The sequence below is a fragment of the Singulisphaera sp. GP187 genome (assembly GCF_900129635.1).
GTDB lineage: Bacteria > Planctomycetota > Planctomycetia > Isosphaerales > Isosphaeraceae > Singulisphaera.
In genome coordinates this window covers 6,077,029-6,093,448 of sequence record NZ_FSRB01000001.1, presented here as the reverse complement: position 1 = coordinate 6,093,448, position 16,420 = coordinate 6,077,029, and the positions used below count along the sequence as shown (strand labels likewise).

Annotated in this window: 15 protein-coding genes; 7 read left to right on the top strand and 8 right to left on the bottom strand. The window is 63.2% G+C overall.

The features are described 5' to 3' along the window. Window positions 1–579: 579 nt before the first annotated feature. Both BUS42_RS23910 and BUS42_RS43810 read left to right on the top strand, forming a co-directional pair. The gene (locus tag BUS42_RS23910) at window positions 580–1,680 is read left to right on the top strand and encodes a DUF1559 family PulG-like putative transporter (protein ID WP_074310312.1); all 1,101 of its coding nucleotides are present in this window, start codon (window positions 580–582) and stop codon (window positions 1,678–1,680) included. A 112-nt stretch (window positions 1,681–1,792) separates the two neighbouring features. Then, window positions 1,793–1,969 (top strand): hypothetical protein, encoded by a 177-nt coding sequence (locus BUS42_RS43810; protein ID WP_159452282.1) that lies wholly within the window; start codon window positions 1,793–1,795, stop codon window positions 1,967–1,969. 249 nt (window positions 1,970–2,218) lie between these two features. Here BUS42_RS43810 and BUS42_RS23905 read toward each other — a convergent pair whose 3' ends face one another. From BUS42_RS23905 to BUS42_RS23890, 5 genes are all read right to left on the bottom strand, one after another. Beyond that, window positions 2,219–3,226, bottom strand: coding sequence for an alpha/beta fold hydrolase (locus BUS42_RS23905; protein ID WP_074310310.1), 1,008 nt, complete (start codon window positions 3,224–3,226; stop codon window positions 2,219–2,221). 280 nt (window positions 3,227–3,506) lie between these two features. Then, window positions 3,507–4,751 (bottom strand): M16 family metallopeptidase, encoded by a 1,245-nt coding sequence (locus BUS42_RS23900; RefSeq protein ID WP_074310308.1) that lies wholly within the window; start codon window positions 4,749–4,751, stop codon window positions 3,507–3,509. A gap of 135 nt (window positions 4,752–4,886) precedes the next feature. Continuing rightward, window positions 4,887–5,417, bottom strand: a complete 531-nt coding sequence (locus BUS42_RS23895) for a GNAT family N-acetyltransferase (RefSeq protein ID WP_074310306.1) — start codon at window positions 5,415–5,417, stop codon at window positions 4,887–4,889. 190 nt (window positions 5,418–5,607) lie between these two features. Beyond that, entirely contained in the window at window positions 5,608–5,736 is a 129-nt protein-coding gene (locus BUS42_RS46050) for a hypothetical protein (RefSeq protein WP_256386189.1), read from the bottom strand. 569 nt (window positions 5,737–6,305) lie between these two features. Continuing rightward, complete coding sequence (locus tag BUS42_RS23890; RefSeq protein WP_074310304.1) at window positions 6,306–8,300, bottom strand: Nramp family divalent metal transporter; 1,995 nt, start codon at window positions 8,298–8,300, stop codon at window positions 6,306–6,308. Window positions 8,301–8,849: 549 nt separating this feature from the next. On the opposite strand from BUS42_RS23890, the gene BUS42_RS23885 reads away from it, so the two are divergent. Together BUS42_RS23885 and BUS42_RS23880 are read left to right on the top strand one after the other, a co-directional pair. Next, window positions 8,850–9,302 (top strand): hypothetical protein, encoded by a 453-nt coding sequence (locus BUS42_RS23885; protein WP_074310302.1) that lies wholly within the window; start codon window positions 8,850–8,852, stop codon window positions 9,300–9,302. A gap of 194 nt (window positions 9,303–9,496) precedes the next feature. Further along, the gene (locus tag BUS42_RS23880) at window positions 9,497–9,904 is read left to right on the top strand and encodes a hypothetical protein (protein WP_074310300.1); all 408 of its coding nucleotides are present in this window, start codon (window positions 9,497–9,499) and stop codon (window positions 9,902–9,904) included. Between the two features lie 19 nt (window positions 9,905–9,923). Here BUS42_RS23880 and BUS42_RS23875 read toward each other — a convergent pair whose 3' ends face one another. Beyond that, window positions 9,924–11,081: a cobalt-precorrin 5A hydrolase gene (locus BUS42_RS23875; RefSeq protein WP_074310298.1), complete on the bottom strand. Its 1,158-nt coding sequence runs from the start codon at window positions 11,079–11,081 to the stop codon at window positions 9,924–9,926. Window positions 11,082–11,244: 163 nt separating this feature from the next. Between BUS42_RS23875 and BUS42_RS23870 the strand changes: the two genes are divergently transcribed. Next, window positions 11,245–12,555: a nickel pincer cofactor-dependent isomerase, group 22 gene (locus BUS42_RS23870; protein ID WP_074310296.1), complete on the top strand. Its 1,311-nt coding sequence runs from the start codon at window positions 11,245–11,247 to the stop codon at window positions 12,553–12,555. A 23-nt stretch (window positions 12,556–12,578) separates the two neighbouring features. Here the strand turns inward: BUS42_RS23870 and BUS42_RS23865 are convergent, their stop codons facing one another. Next, on the bottom strand, window positions 12,579–13,610 hold the full coding sequence (locus tag BUS42_RS23865) for a substrate-binding domain-containing protein (protein ID WP_074310294.1): 1,032 nt from the start codon (window positions 13,608–13,610) through the stop codon (window positions 12,579–12,581). A 262-nt stretch (window positions 13,611–13,872) separates the two neighbouring features. Between BUS42_RS23865 and BUS42_RS23860 the strand changes: the two genes are divergently transcribed. Together BUS42_RS23860 and BUS42_RS23855 are read left to right on the top strand one after the other, a co-directional pair. Further along, entirely contained in the window at window positions 13,873–14,730 is an 858-nt protein-coding gene (locus BUS42_RS23860; protein ID WP_254053705.1) for an HAD family hydrolase, read from the top strand. 114 nt (window positions 14,731–14,844) lie between these two features. Beyond that, entirely contained in the window at window positions 14,845–15,471 is a 627-nt protein-coding gene (locus BUS42_RS23855; protein WP_254053704.1) for an NUDIX hydrolase, read from the top strand. On the opposite strand, the gene BUS42_RS23850 is transcribed toward BUS42_RS23855, so the two are convergent. Further along, the gene (locus BUS42_RS23850) at window positions 15,444–16,400 is read right to left on the bottom strand and encodes a hypothetical protein (RefSeq protein WP_143206451.1); all 957 of its coding nucleotides are present in this window, start codon (window positions 16,398–16,400) and stop codon (window positions 15,444–15,446) included. The two genes, BUS42_RS23855 and BUS42_RS23850, sit on opposite strands and share 28 nt — an antisense overlap. Between the last annotated feature and the right edge of the window lie 20 nt (window positions 16,401–16,420).

Here is a 16,420-nt window from a genome sequence, read left to right as displayed (position 1 = left end):
AACAAATTCAACCTACAGATGTCAAGCTCTTACTTGAGGTGGGACTTGAAGTTAGAAGGAGTCAGGGCGATCACAAAATCCTCAACATTTTGACCATTGACATCTTGAATTCCGGAAAACGGCGATCTAAGATCAGATAGAATCGGCTTTCGAATCAGTTTTTAATACATCTTACATTCACGATTCCAATGACATGATGAGGAGCCCGTGAGACGACTTTAGCAAACGTCTCTCATTGCAATAAAACGTACAAAGACAAGTAGACCTCTCAACGACCGGCCATCTTCGCTCACGCGAGCTCTCTCTTGGAATCTGATGGTTCAATCCGACTCATTTGCTGAGTTAGGGTTCAGTCGTCTCACCTCTCCCCCTCCGTGACAGTAGTCCAGTATTCGTCCGGCCAAAATGCAACCTCGGCTCCCCTTGGGTATGCATTGACCTTTTTCGGCGTTCTCCATTTCACTCATCTCGACTTGTGGGCGGTAATTACCATCGAGAATCGACGTCTTGATTTTCGAAAGGTATTAGACCGCGAAAAGTACGACCACGTCGTCGCTTCGAACTTTCGGGGACTTACTCATGAGACAGGTTCGTCGTGGGTTCACCTTGATTGAATTGCTCGTCGTCATCGCGATCATTGCGGTGCTAATCGCCCTACTTTTGCCTGCCGTTCAGGCGGCTCGTGAGGCGGCCCGAAGAGCGCAGTGCACAAACAACTTGAAGCAACTGGGACTGGGGCTGATGAACTACGAGAGCGCGATTGGCTGCTTCCCGGCCCAAAGTGCATACCCGGCAACCACCGCTACCACAGATTCAGGGTGGGCAATAAGCTGGCTCGTGCCGCTTCTCCAGTTTGCCGAGCAGCAACCAATGTACAACGCTTTCAATTTCTCCGTCTCGCCAATGTATTCCTCAGGCACGGGGATTGCTAACACGACTGTAGCCTATTCTAAACTCGGACTACTGCTCTGTCCGTCTGAAAGTCAGGCGGGTCTTCCCCGCGACCCCCACGCAGCAACGAATTACGTAGGAAACTATGGTGGTCCAGGCGTGATCTCCTTGTTTTCAGGAACGATCATCCCCTACGCCGATCGCCACGGGAGTGGGAATCTCTTCCCGAGTACGCCCTATAGCGGGCCTTGGGCACCTGTGACAATCGCCTCAATCACCGATGGCACCTCGAATACCGCCGTCGTCAGTGAGAGACTCTACGGCCGCGCAGCGGGAAGTGTCACTCCGACGCTGCGGAACCACGTAGACTGGAAACGCGTCATCTTCACATCCCCGACCGGCGTCGGAGCAAACAGCGGAGCCACCGGGGCCCTGACATTTGCCAATGCATGCAATGGCATACCGAGCACGACGTCTGCTGTTGGTTCCTTCGGCTCAGGACAGCTTTGGACCTCGGCCTACCCCCCTTATGTTGCGACCAACGGCTACACCCACTTCAGTGGTCCGAACAGTGCCGCTTGCGACAATCCGTCCGACACAACAGCCGGAAGCACGACCTACGGACGCCCGATGGGAAGCATTCCCCCGACCAGTAATCACTCCGGTGGGGTGAACCTGGGTATGGCCGATGGCTCGGTCCGATTCATCAAGAACAGCGTCAGTCTTCCTGCCTGGTGGGCGCTTGGCTCCAAAGGGCTCGGAGAAATCATCAGCGCCGATGCGCTCTGACGATCTGGATCCACAGCATCCCACCAACTCGATCGCGAGGTGGTGGGGAAGCCGCCTACACCCCGAAATGATCCGCCCTATAACATCCAATCATTGAGAGGAATACGCGCTGATGTCTCGTTTGATCTGCTTGTTCGTCGCGATCATTGGATTGGTCAACCTTCCGGGATGTGGTTCCGGAGAATCCCTTCCCGCCGTGCCAACCACCGATACCAGACCCCCGGAAACCAAGGAGGCCGACGATCAAATGACCAAAAATAACGCCAAGGTTAACGCCGGTTTGAAATGATAGTTCTTCTTGAAGGCCGGTAGGTATCCCGTCAGCTACCGGCCCACGGAGCGAAATCATCGAGTACGATTGTGGGGTTTTCCTCGGCGCTAAGTCGGCGCCGAACGACCCCGCATCGTTCCCAGGCCAAGTTACAAAGATAAATTCCTGCAAGAACGATTGTAAAAAGCAGGACTTTGGCCTGCTCTTCTGATTTTCTGATTTCAGCTCGACTGCTATTCTGGATCCACTGGAATCACGAAACCAGGCTCAGCCCACGAGGACCTCCTTCAACGTCTTATCGATGAACTGGGTATCGACCGGATTCACCCCGCCGCCCGCGAAGTGGCCCCAGACGCCGGGCATGCGACGGCAGACGGCGTTAGGCATATGCTCAACTTCCCACTCGTTGTCTTCGGGGGGGAAGTAGAGGTCGATCTCGGGGGAGAGCACGACGGCCCGCGCCTTGATGGCGCCGAGTGCTTTTTGGAAGTCGCCGGCGAAGACAGGGTTGGCGCTGATGTCGGCGTTCTGCCAGGTCCAGAGCATCGTGAGCAGGTTGTTGGCGTCCTTCTTGAGGAAGAAGCCCTCCCAGAAGCCCACCAGGAAATCCTCCAGCGACGAGTAGCCCAACTCCCGCCACAATTCCTGGCGGTAGAAGGGCTGTGAGAAGCCCCAGCCCGCGTAGACCCGAGCGAAGGCGCGGAGGCCCTTGGTCGGTGGTTTCTCATACCAGCCGTTGGCGAACGCCGCATCGGCCATCAGCGCGGCCTTGACCCCCTCGAGAAACACAAAGTTATGGGGTGAGGTCTTCGCCGAGCCCGCGAACGGGACGATCCGTTCCACCATCTCCGGATAGAGCGCTCCCCACTGAAAGGTCTGCTGCGCCCCCATCGACCAACCGACCACGAGCTTGACCTTCGTGATGCCCCAAACCTCGGTGATCAGGCGGTGTTGCAGCGTCACATTGTCATACAAGGTGATCTCGGGGAAACGGGCCTGGTTGTATGGCTCCGGCGTGTTGCTCGGTGAGGAGGACAAGCCATTGCCCAGGGCGCTCGGGACGACGATGAAGTACTGGGCCGGGTCGAGCGCCATGCCAGGGCCGATCAGCCACTCGTTCTCCTGATGCTGTCCCGAATACCAAGTCGGGTAGACGACCACGTTGTCCCGGGCGGTATTGAGCGTGCCGTAAGTCTTGTAGGCGAGTTTCGCGTCACGGAGCCTGGCTCCGCACTGCAAGGAGACGTGACCCAAGTCGAAGATCTGGTGATCCATGAGTCATCCTTCGGGAGAGGGATAAGGACGCTTCTCGTCAAGGCTTTCGGGTTTCCCTGGGGCTCGAAGGTTCGGTTCGTTGAGCGCTCCACTGGAATTATGGGCGACTCGCCCGCAATTTTATGGAAATTTGACCAGGCAAATCCATTCCAGAGCGGGCGGGACGCCCGCGGTCCCAGGGAACACCAGGTATCGACAGTGAACGAGGAGGGACAGGGAACTCACGCTCCCTGGCTTCCTGAGGCGAGAACGCAGACAGGGCCACGCCCCTTCAGGCGACTTACTTGGGCACGACCAGGGGGTTGGGGCCCAGGGTCAGGATGGTCAGGGCGTTGGCGGCCTGGCTGGCAGCGTAGTCGCTGACGGACTCGGGGGTCAGGGCGTCGAGGGCCGAGGAGATCTCGCCGATCGAGCGGACGCGGCCGAGGTGGAACCAGTCGGAGGCCAGGGAGCCCGAGCGGCTCATGCTCGACTCTTGCGCCATGACGAGCGAGCTCTTGAGGCCGGCACGCATCGTCTCGAGTTCTTCGAGCTCGACGCCCGAGCGGCCCAGGCGCTCGACTTCGGCGAGGGTCACGTCGAGCGTCTGCTGGGCGCGGTCGGCGGAGGTGCCGGCGTAGCAGAGGATCGCGGCCCGGTCGCGCTGGCTCTCGTAGCTGGCGTAGACCGAGTAGCAGAGCCCGCGCTTCTCGCGGACCTCGGTGAAGAGCCGGGCCGAGGAGTAGCCGCCGAGGATCGCCGCGGCCGCGCGAGCGCGATAGTAGTCGGGGCTGGCGACGGTGGCCGTCGGGTAGGCCAGGGCGATCTGGATCTGCTGCGTCTCGCGGAGGATGTGGTCGCGGAGCGGGCCGGTCGGCCGTTCCTGCACGGCGGGTTCGAGCCGAGGTTCCCAGTCGCCGAAGAGCCGGCCGACGGCGTCGCGGAGCTCCGGCCAGTCGATGGCGCCGGCCACGCCGAGGATGGCGCCGTTGGGGCGGTAGGCGAGGGCGTGGAAGGCGCGAAGCTCATTGGGCGAGAGCGCGGAGACCCCTTCGGGGGTGCCAGGCGCGGGGCGGCCCCAGGGGTCGGGGAAGTGCCGCCGCCGCAACTCGTAAATGACCTTGGTCCCGGGATCGTCCTCGAGGCTCCGCAAATTCTGAAGCGCCAGGGCGCGGATCGGCTCGATCTCGTCGTCGTCGAGGTGGGGGCGGAGCACGATGTCGGCGAAGAGCTCGAGGGCCGGGATCAGGTTGCGGCCGAGCGTGGCGGCGGCGAGGCTGGTGTGCAGGGTCTGGGCGCTCTCGCCATGGTTGACCCCGAGGTTGTCGAGCGCCGAGAGTAACTCACGGCTATCCCGTTCCCCCGCGCCTCGGGTGATCCACTCCGAGAGCATCGAGGCCGCGCCCCCTCGGTCGGCCGCCTCGTAAGCGGCCCCCGCCGGCAGCAGCAACGTGAACGCGGCCGACTGAACGCCGGGCATCGCCTCGGCGACCAGGACCAGCCCGTTGGGATAGGTATGTTGCGCGATCGAAGGAGCGTCGGGCACGGCGACCTCGGGAACAGTCGGACCAAAGGCGGGGCGGGGCGGTCCGTCCGCCCCGTTTCGGAATTGCCTTGACGATACCCGACCCAAGCCATCCTGGCCACGGTCGACCCATCCACCACCCCGGCACCGGGCCGGCTACCCATCAACGGCTTTGTATAGCGTTTTGGCGCGTCGAAAGCCGACCGAGCGATAGAGCCGGACCGCCGCGCTGTTCTCGGCGGTCACCTCGAGGTAGGCCCGCCGCAGACCGGCCTGGTAGAACCCCTCAAGGGCTTGCCGGACCAGCGATTGGCCGAGTCCCTTGCCGCGATAGTCGGGGATCACCCCGATGTTCTGGATGGCCCCGATCGGCCCGCGGTCCATCACCCCCTGGACCGTGCCGACGTAGCCCTCCGGGCCCGCGATCAGCCAGGTGGCCGCCGACAAAAAGCCCGGCTTGCGACGAATCTCACGCATCAACCGCTGACAGCCGTGGCGATCTCCCAGACAAGGGAAAACGCACGCGTCGATTTCGCCCCGGAAGCTGAGATACTTGACCTCGGCGTGTTGATCGACCAGTGACTCCTCCCACGACGTCCAACGGAACGGGGGAAGCAGCACGGGCGGAGTCAACGAACCATCAAGGTCGATCTCCATCCGGAACCGTTTGTAATACGTGATCGCCATCGCGTCTTAACGGTCCGAACGCCGCCCACTCCGAAGCAACCTCAGCGGAGCGTCTGTCATCTCTACACCCAATTCTAAGTCGTACCGCGTGCCTCGGTCAACGAGTCGGAGCGCCAACCGGACGCTTAATTCCGGAGGGGAGGGGGAGAGGAAGTTTGCACTCAGACGACCCCCAAGAAAAAGGCCGAATTCAGAGGAGTGCGTTGAACAGGGCAAAGAGTCCGATCAAGCACCCGCCAAAGAGCAGTGTCAGGACGACGACTCGAGGGCTGAGGATCTCCTCCACGGTGGCGGCCGACGCCCCAAAGGGCTCCGCCATTCTCGATTCGGAGCGTCGTTCACGATGGCCGGAACGTACGGCCCTCGAGCCATTTTGTCCGCCACTTCCATGCCCGCGGCGCTCGAACCAACGCGCCAGCGACCCGGAGCAATGCGCGCAAAGCGACAGGACAGGATGATCGCGTTGCAGCGGCCCCGACTCGATCACGATTCGCGCCGAGACTTCGGGAACTGCATCGCCACAACGACCACAGCGAACACTGACCTTGGGACTCGACATTGGAGCCAAATCAAGGGATGAAGTCTGAACCATGTCTCCCTCGAACCGGAAGAAAATCCCTGACAGGGCAGGGCGGTGGATCTCTCAAGATCCACTGTCCCTGCGAGATTCAGGCCAATCCCCACGGGCTATCCCAAAAAGGAGAATTTAACACGTGGGCGAATGCACAACCCAAAGAATCCACGAAGTCGCTTTTTACAGCCTGTATCCGTCAGAAACAAGCCAGGTCTCAACAAAAATGATGCCGCGAGTCCCCACCCGCCGATCTCGTCCGAACGAATCCGCACGTCGTCGCAAGCCATTGTGAACAAAAAAAAAGATGGCGAAACTCAATTCGAGGGCGTCGGGCCGAGCTCGGATTCCGGGGAAAAGATCGGTTTGAGGGTGTCGGACGAAGTCGATCCGCGATCGGGTCGAGCGATCAGCATCGGGATCTCGAGACCGTGTCGGACCTTGTCGACAGTTTGTCCGAAGAGCAGGTCACGCACCAGGCCGTGGCCGTGTGAGCCGACGACCAGGAGGTCGACCGGCTCCTGTTTGAGTTGCCGGACCAGGAGCGCCGCGCGATCGGGGCCGTGCAGAAGGACCGAGCGGGCCGTGTAGCCGCGCTCGCCCAGCATCCGGACGACTTCGGCGAGATAGCGGAGGTCGCCGGCCGTTTCGCGATCGGCCGTGTCATCGCCGTAGACCTGGCTCATCGGCGTATCGACCACATGCAATAAGACCAGGTCGGTCTCACCCGCGCGGGCCAGGCTGAGAGCCCGGTTGAGGATCTCGGCATCGGCCTGATCGTGCTCGAGCGCCACGCCGATCGTCTCCAGGGGCCGGGGGCGAATCATATCGCCCCAGTCCAACTCGACGGTCGGCGCGGGGGTCCAGGCGGGAGAGGGACGGATCCAGGGCTTGAGCGTCACCCAAACCAGGAGACCGATGACCGCCACGGTCAGGCTGTAGAGCGCCAGGCCCACGACCCAGGAGAGCGGGAGCGGACCGACCGTCCGGCCCGACGCCGCCGCCAGTTCCACCCAGTCACCGATCTGGTCGAAGACGAGCTTGCCATTGAGGGCGACGATGATCGCGGCCGTCAGCCAGGCGAGGATCTTGCCCCACCAAGGGGTGGCGAACACCCCCATGTTCTTGCGGTTCGAGGTGAAGTGGATCAACGGGATCACCGCGAACGAAAGTTGCAGGCTGAGGATCACCTGGCTGAGCACGAGCAACTGCTGGGTCGAGCCTTCGCCGACGAAGAAAATGACCAGAACAGCCGGGGTCAGGGCGATGAACCGGGTCGTCAACCGGCGGAGCCAGGGAGCGATCCGGAGGTGGAGGTAACCCTCCATGACAATCTGGCCGGCCAGCGTGCCCGTCAAGGTCGAGCTCTGCCCCGCACAGAGCAGGGCGATCCCGAACAGGATCGGCGCCCAGGAACCGAGGAACGACGGCAAGAGCTTGTGCGCTTCCTCGATACTCGCGACCTCGAGCCCTCGCTTGAAGAAGACCGCGGCGCTGAGGATCAGGATCGCGGCGTTGACGAAGAAGGCCGCATTCAAGGCGATCGCCGAATCGATCAGGTTAAACCGACAGGCGTCCGCCTTGCTCGCCGTGCTCGAGCCGATCTGCCTCGACTGCACCAGCGCCGAGTGGAGATAGAGGTTGTGCGGCATGACCGTCGCCCCGAGGATGCCGATCGCGACGAACAGGGCCCCCGGAGGCAGGTTGGGACGAAGACCGCCGACGATCGCTCCCGCGTCGGGCTGGGCCATGAAGATCTGGATCAGGAAGCAGGCGCCGATGGTCGCCACCAGGACCAGGATGATCGCCTCCATCTTCCGCATCCCGAACCGCTGGAGCCAGAGCAGCAGGAAGGTGTCGAACGCCGTGATGGCGCATCCCCAGAGCAGCGGCATGCCGAAGAGCAGCTTCAGGGCGATGATCGTCCCCAGAACCTCCGCCAGGTCGGTCGCGGCAATCGCGACCTCGGCCAGGATCCAGAGCACGAAGTTGACCCGGCGCGAGTACTCCGCGCGACAGGCCTGGGCCAGGTCATGCCCGGTCACCACCCCCAGCCGCGCCGACAGGGTCTGCAAGAGCACGGCCATCAGGTTCGACATCAACAGAACCCAGATCAGCGCATAGCCGAACCGCGCGCCCCCCTCCAGGTCCGTCGCCCAGTTGCCCGGGTCCATGTATCCCACACTCACCAGGTACGCCGGCCCCATGAACGCGAAGAGCCGCTTGAATGGATTCCGCTGCGCCACCGAAACCGAACCATGCACCTCCTCCAACGACCGGCGCTCGCCTCCCCCCTCCGCTACGTTCGCCATCATCCTGGATCCTTCGTATTTGTATCGCGTAAAAAAACGAGAATTTCATCCCTGGCGAACTTCCTGCCCAAAACATCATAAACCATGTTTTAGGTCAACTCCAAATGTTTTTCGGCATTTTGCTAACTAAAATTTTGGGTTTCCAAAATCATGATTTTCCCCAGTCGGCCCCCATGAAGAGGGACCGAAGCATCCAAAACAATCACTCTTATCTCGCCAGTCGGGATTATCAAACGAATCGGCATGCCATCTGCTGTCAATGCTCTAAGTTGAAGCCGTTGGTCTCGGTTTTCTTTCATTTTTTGATGGGCGTTCACGCTGGGATACAAAGGACGCTGGGGGCCACGGGTTGGACTCAACCCGTGAGCGATCGCCCAGGTTTTTGGCTCACGGGTTGAGTCCAACCCGTGGCACTCAGGGCTGACACATCATTCAATGCAAAAGACGACCAGGTCCACCTGCTTAACAACGATTGTTGACGCGGTCGAACGCAAAAGAACAATCGTGACAGCGCACCCGGGTTCTTCCCTTACGAGTGTGGAGGTCTCAATGCACCGTCTTTTCGGCTTGGTCCTGGCGGGCGGCATCGTACTCGGCTATGCGACCGACTCGCAGGCCCAGTTCTCGCTGTCGATTGGCAATCCCTACTCGGGCGGGTTCTCGATTGGGACACCTTATTATTATCCCAGTTACGGTTACAGTTACGGTTATCCGTACGGTGGCGCGTACGGCCCCAGCGCGTACGGAGCGACGGGCTATTCCTCGTACTATGCCGCGCCTGGGATCGGCTATGCCGCACCGTTGGTCGGCACGACGACGTACAGCTCGGGCTACTCCGGCTACGTCGCGCCCGGAACGACCTCGTTCTATTCAGGCGTCGTTTCGCCGGTCGTCCCGTTCTACCGAAGCTACGGCTATGGATACGGCGGCATTCGCCCCTACTCGATGTGGGGAGGCAGGGGGTACGGCGGCTGGCGTGGTGGTCGATTTTATCGCTGGTGATCGCCCGACCTGAACGGCGAAGTTTCGGGACGATCAGGCCGCGAAGGGAGAGCGCGCTCCCTTCGCCTTTCTTTCTGATTTTTTATACGAATGGGTCCGCACGGCCCCCGGGTAGGCCGTACACTTGCGGGTGGAGCGAATGAGGCGCTGGCCGTTCCGACGTGGCCGGAATCGAAGTGAAGGGAAAGAGAATCATGCGCGAATGGCTCTGGGTGGCAATCGTCGGTTCCGCGATGACACTGACTCCGGGTTCAACGCACGCTCAGGCCCCGGTGGTCGGCGTGTCGGCTCCGATCCGAGTCAATGGTTTTTTTGAAGCTCCCGGCTTCTACGGTACGAGCTACGGCACCGCCAGTTACCGCGTTCCCCGCACTTACTCCGAGTTCGCCTCGCCGTTCGGCGTGGGCTACGGCTATGGTTATCCCCCCTCCGGATTGATCGCGGGACGGTACGGGGTCGGCCTCTGGCGGCCCGGGATCGTCGCCCCCGGCTATGTCTACGGCGCGGCGAACTATCAGACGTGGGCCGTGCCGTACTCGGCCGGATCGATGGCGCCTCTGCCGTCGATCGGCGTCTACGCGCCGGCGTTCGGGGCTCCTTGAAGCGTCAGAGCCAGCACACTCAGTTGGCCTGCGACTCGGGAGCGGGCTTACGGGCCAGGGCCACCGTGACCCCGGGGCCTTTCTGCTTGGTGACCAGAAGGCGCGATGCGCCCGAGGCCCGCAAGGCGGAAGGTTCGGCCACGGCCGGGATGCCGATCTTCGATCGGACCCGTTCGCTGGGGGTTTCGATCCCGGGTTGGTCGGCCAGTTGGGCAGGGGGGAAAGCGACGAGCGGGAGCTGGCGCACCGCGGCAAACGCGAGCAGGCCGGGCTCGTCGACCTTCAGCGTGACGGTGGCCAAGGCCGCGAGGCTGCCCGCCGCGAGGCCGTGCGCGGTGAGTACCGACTCGGTCCAGGCCGCAATCGTCTCGAGCGAGACGCCCCGGCGACAGCCAATCCCCGCCACCAAGGTCGGGGGCCGATAGACGAGCGTCTGTTCCTCGGGCAGGTTCTCGGGTTCGAGCCGGTCGCTGATCACCAGTAAGGCCGAGGCCCGCAACCCGGGCAGCTCGTCCCAGGAACGGAGCCGGTGGAAGTGGCTTGGCCAGGGGCCGAACGGACGCCACCAATCGAGGGAGCCGGCATCCTGCCAGACCGCCACCGTCTCGTGACGGACGACCGCGGCGGCGACCCGCGTCAGGTTCTCGGTCCGCTCGATCGTCCATCCTTGGTCGCGGCCCACCTGGTCGACCGCCGGGAGCCCGCGGGCCTCGCTCGCGGTGGTCACGACCGGCTGGGCCCCCAGGACCTCGGCGACCCGGCGCGTCAGCGCGTTGGCCCCCGCGCCGTGCCCCCCGAGGACGCTGATGGCGAACCGACCTGCGTCATCGACCACCACCACGGCCGGATCGAGGCGTTTGTCCCGGGCGAGCGGACCGGCGAGCCGGACGACGATTCCCAGGGCCATGACCGCGACGATCGAATCATGCCGCTCCCAGATCGTGGGAAAGACCAGGCGGAGCGGACCGAGCCAGCCAAAGACACCCGGCTCCGCCGTGGCGAAGAGAGGGGCGGTATCACCGATCGCGATGGCCTCGTCCGCGCGGGAGACGGAACCGCCACACGCGCCAACGACGCACGAAGGGCCGAAGATGGCGATCCCTTCCGGGCAAGCGTCGCGGAGGCGGCGGGCCAGGGCAAGGCCCTCACGCGTCAGAATCAGGATCGCCGTACTCATGAGAGTGTCAGGCGGTTGGGGCCGAAGGCGGCGTCTGGCTTCGATTTGACGACCACGACGCGTATCCTTAGTCTAAGAGGGGAGTCCGAGATTGCGAGTCTTGACTCGCCTTCAAAACCGGCTTTTTTTGAATCTCGACCATCATAACAGAGGATTGCCTCGGATGTCATTTCCACCGCTGGCGCGTGTTCGACAGTCCGTGCCCCAGCCTCGCCTGGACGACGTGGCGGGGACCGTCCGTCGACTCATTCTGGAGAGCAAGATCCGCGAGCGGGTCAAGCCGGGTGGAACGATCGCGGTCGGGGTGGGCAGCCGAGGGATCACCGTTATCCCCACGATTGCGCGGGCGACGGTCGACACGCTCAAGGAGTTGGGATTCCGACCGTTCATCGTCGCGGCCATGGGCAGCCATGGCGGCGCCACTCCGGAAGGCCAGCGCCAGCTCCTCGCCGAATACCAGATCACGCCCGAGACGATGGGGGTCGAGGTCCGCACCGACATGGACACCGTCGTCGTCGGCACCAGCCCGATCGGCCTGCCGATCTACTTCGACAAGAACGCCCATGGCGCCGACGGCATCGTGCTCTTGAACCGGGTCAAGCCGCATACCGACTTCCACGCCGCCCACGAGTCGGGCATCCTCAAGATGATGGTCATCGGCCTGGGCAAGCGCGACGGGGCCGAGCAGATTCATAAGCTCGGACTGCGCGGGATGAAGGAAGTGCTGCCGGCCGTCGGGCGGCACCTCATCGCCAACATGAAGTTCGCGCTCGGCCTGGCGATTCTCGAGAACGCCGAGGACGTGCCGGCCGAGATCGTGCCGCTTGAACCTGATACGATCTTCGACGTCGAACCCAACTTGCTCAAGCGGGCCCGCGAGCTGATGGCCCGGCTACCGTTCGACCAGATCGATGTGCTGGTCATCGGCGAGCTTGGCAAGAACTACTCGGGGGCCGGGATCGACCCGAACGTCACCGGCCGCTTGATGATCGAGACCCAGAACGACTTCGAGCGCCCGGTCGTGACGCGGATGGTCGTGCTCGACGTTTCGGAGGAGAGCCACGGCAACATCGTCGGCGTCGGCTTTGCCGACCTGACGACCGAGCGGCTGGTCTCGAAGCTGGAGGAGCGATCGTTCCGGATCAACGTCCTGACCTCCTGCTGCCTGGAGCGGGCCCGGATCCCGATCACGCTGCCCAGCGATCGCGAGGTCTTCGAGGCCGCGCTCCAGACGTGCTGGCGGATCGATCCGTCGGAGGCGCGGATGGTCGTGATCCCGAACACGCTCGAGCTGAGCACCCTCTGGGTGTCACCTCCGCTCGAGGAGGAGCTTCGCGCTCACCCGCACCTGACTCGGGAAACCGAGTACCTGCCGATCCCGTTCCTGACCGACGGCACGCTCAACCAAGAATCGCTCTTCCCCGAGAGCGTCCGAGGTCGCCGCGCCGCCGGCGCCGCTTACGGGGCCCACTGATCCTGATCGACCGGCTGGCTCACTCAGTCGGACTTGGGGAGTCCCTCCATCGGGTCGGGAGGAGTGTCGACATACGCCGAAGCGAAGCGGCGAACATCGTCGGGGACCGCGGTCCGATCGGGGACCGCGTCTCCCTCCGCCACCTGGAGGGCCGTTTTGAACGCCTGACGCGCGAGTTGGGGGATGTTGCGGACCGCCATCGCGGCCGTTTGCATGGAGAGCATCTCGCTGATCGGCGGATCGCTCGGGACGTAGCCGGCCACCACGATCGGTCGCTTGCCCTTCAGCTTGCTCCTGACATCGAGCGCGCCGGTCAAGCCGACTTGCTCACCGATGAGCACGATCGCCAGTTTCGGATCCGCTTCGAGCCGCGTGTTGAGCGCGGACTTGGCCCCCTCAAGGGTGCCGTCATACGTGAGTGGCTCGGAGTGCGCGACGCCCGCCTTCTTGAGCGCGGCGGCGAGTGCTTCCGCGCCGGCCTTGAGATCGGCGTCGGGCTTGAGCACGGTCAGGATGACCGCCGTCCCGTCAGCGGGCAGCTTGACGGTCTTCGCGGCCTCCACCGCCGTCTCGATGATTTTTCCCGCCGCGTCGGAATAAGGGGCCGGCTCGACGATCGGGAACGGCTTCCCCGTCCCCGCTTCGGAAAGCGGCTCGGCCAGAAGCACCGACGAGACGCCTTGAGCGCGGACCTCGTGGAGCGCCTTGGTCACTTCGGCATCCTGAGCCGGTTGCACGATCAGGACCGTGGCTCCTCGTTCGGCGGCCTTGCGGATCAGGTCGGCCTGGCGCCGCGGTGGATCGTTCGGCTCGGGAGCCGACGTCCGGTAGCTCGTCTTTTCGCGCGAGGCAACGAGCCGAAGATACTGGGCCAAGGCATTCTGGTCGGGGGTGCTATTCGTGGGCAAAATCATCTCGACGACCCGAACTGGCGGCGGCGGCGCCGGGGCCGTCAACTCAGGATTGGGGGGCGGCATGAACGTGTCCGACTCGCAGCCCGAGAGCCCGAGCACAGGGATCAAGGCCCAGAGCGTCAACGCGTGGGAACGGGGCATCGTCGATAAAACTCCTGAATTCAAGCCGATGATGACACGCGAAACGAGGCAACCGGCTGGCGATTCCACCCCGAGTCGAAGGCCACGGTCTCCCGGTCTCGATCTTATCCCAAGCGGGCGAGCTTGACCAACAGGTCAACCTTTCGGCGCTTTCCGGACTCGATCGTCGACCCGAGGCCACGGGGAGGATTTGCCGGCAGTCCCGCGGTCCCGGTACGATAGCCTCCTCGGCAATGCGGGACGCCACACCTGGAGGATCATCTTGTTGCGAACAGTCAACGGCTCGACCTATCGGATCCTGGCGCTCGACGTGGACGGGACGTTGCTCGACCGAGCAGGGACGTTGCGTCCCAGCACCATCGCCGCCGTCGCGAAGGCGGCCAGGGCGGGGATCCGGCCCGTCCTTTGCACCGGCAGGCGCTATCGCCGCGCCCGGCCGATCGCCGAGCAACTCGGGCTCGACGCCCCCTTGGTCTGCAACTCGGGAGCGCTCGTCAAGGACCCAGGCAACCACCGCACCCTCTGGCGGGCCGACTTCGAGCCCGACCTGCTCGCCGAATTGCTCGACCTCTTCCACGTCCACGACGAGTGGCCGCTCTCATTCACCGACCGGCCGCCCGAGGGCCTCGACTTCCTGGTGACGCGCGACCCGACAGGCCGCCCCCTCTATGACGACTACCTGACCCAGAACCGGGGCCATGGCGAGGTCAACCCCGATTGGTCCGAACGGATCGACGGGGGAGGGCACTACCATATCTGCACAATCGGCGCACGCACAGACATGCTCATATTCAAGAATATTATCATGGCCCGACTTTCCGGCCGGGTGCGGACCTTCGTCCAGAAGAGTCCCCGGTACGCGGGGACGATGTGCGAAGTCCTCCATCACGAGGCGAGCAAGTGGTCTGCACTCCTTCACCTGGCTGAGCTCTGGGACGTTTCGCCCGCGGAGATCTGCGCCATCGGCGACGATGCCAACGACGTGCCGATGCTCCAGGGAGCGGGCCTCGGCGTTGCCATGGGGCATGCCCCGGCCGACGTTCTTGCCGCGGCCGATCACATCACCGGCGACCACGACAACGATGGCGTCGCCATGGTCATCGACGAGTTGCTCCGTTAACCGCCGTTTGCCGGATCGATGGGGGTTCGCTTGGGGCCGCGTGCCCGGTCGTCGTCCGTCCCCGGCGCGAGAGTTTGTCTGTTTTTTTTCCGACTCGTGCTTGGAGGTGAATGCGTGGACAAGTTGTTGCCCGAATCGACGGCCTCCTGGACTCGCGAGGGTCGACGCGACGACGAGCCGATGATCGAGGAGAACTGGCTCTTCCAGTTGCGTCGCGAGCGGTTCAAGTCGCGTACCTCGGGGCGCGTCCACGCCTTCTACGTCATGGAGTTGGCCGACGCGGTGCACGTGATCGCCCTGACCCCCGACCGGCAGCTCGTCATGGTCCGCCAGTTCCGCGCGGGGTCGGCGAAAGACAGCCTCGAGACGCCCGGCGGCTTGCTGGAACCAGGCGAAAGTGCGTTGGAGGCCGGGCCGCGCGAACTCCTCGAAGAGACCGGCTATGCCGGCGACGCGCCTGAAATCGTGGGAACCGTCTGGTCGAACCCCTCGATCGTGACCTCGCGAACGACCACGATCGTCGTCCGCAACGCGCGCCTCGTGGCCGAGCCCCGGCTCGACCAGTATGAAGAGGTGGTGGTGGAGCTTGCCCCCGCCCCCGCGATTCCACAGATGATCCAGGACGGCCGGATCGATCACGCCCTGGTCGTTTCCGGCCTGTTCTGGTGGCTCCGATCCGAGGCAAACGCTGCCCCCCGGGTTGAGTCCACGAATCAACGCGGGAACGAGTACACGCAGTAGCCGCTCCAGGAGAACTTCGGGTGATTCAAGAGCGAACCGGGCCAGCGCAGCCGGGTCTCGGGGTGGGTCACATACCAGCGAATCTGGCGGCGAGCGGCGAACCGGCGGATCGCGTCGGCGTCGGTCATTGCCTTGAAGACGCGCATCTCTTCGAGTCGGTCGAGGAGGATCGGAGACTGCAGCGTGTCGAAGTAGTCGATCGCGTAAGCCGAATGCTCACCGATCGCGCCCACCATCAGGTTCGGGTCCCCCTCGGAGTCTTGCACCACGTCACCGGCGCTCGCGTGCTCTCGGATGTACCGGGCGCACTCGAACCAACCGCGTGGATACGCCTGGTTCGTGAGCTCACGCCCCCATTCCGGGCCGACCTGAACACTCTGACCAAGCGAGAACGGCACAACGAGCAGCACCACGGCCCCGACCATGAACGCATTCCGCAACGAGGATGAGCGGCGGATCCGCTCCTCAAGAAAGATGGCGTAGGCCAGGCCGCCCACCCAGGCAACCACCACGAAATAAGCCCAGACGAGTGGTCGGTGCAGCAATTCCTCGGGGTGCGCGGGTGGCTTGTTGTTGAACGCCAGCCCTAGAGACATCACCAGGTAATTGATGATGATCAAAAGTGGGAAGACGAGGTATCCGAGCCGAGCGTTCATCGGTCTCCGAACCGCTTCGCGCCCGACCACGACGAGCAGGAAGACGAGATAGGCCACGCCAAACAGTCCGAACGTGCCGTAGAAGAGCAGCAACGCCCCCCAGAACAGATCGTGAGGGCGTGAGGACGTTGGGGTAAACCGCGAGGCGAAGAAGTTCCGCGTCGCGCCGTGGGCCAGCCATGCCACATTCAGGTTCATGTATTCCTTGAGCGACGAACCGTCGAGCCGCAACACGGGGATCGCGTCAAACCGGCGCGACAGTCTGACGATCACGAAAAAGGACGCCAGCGAAA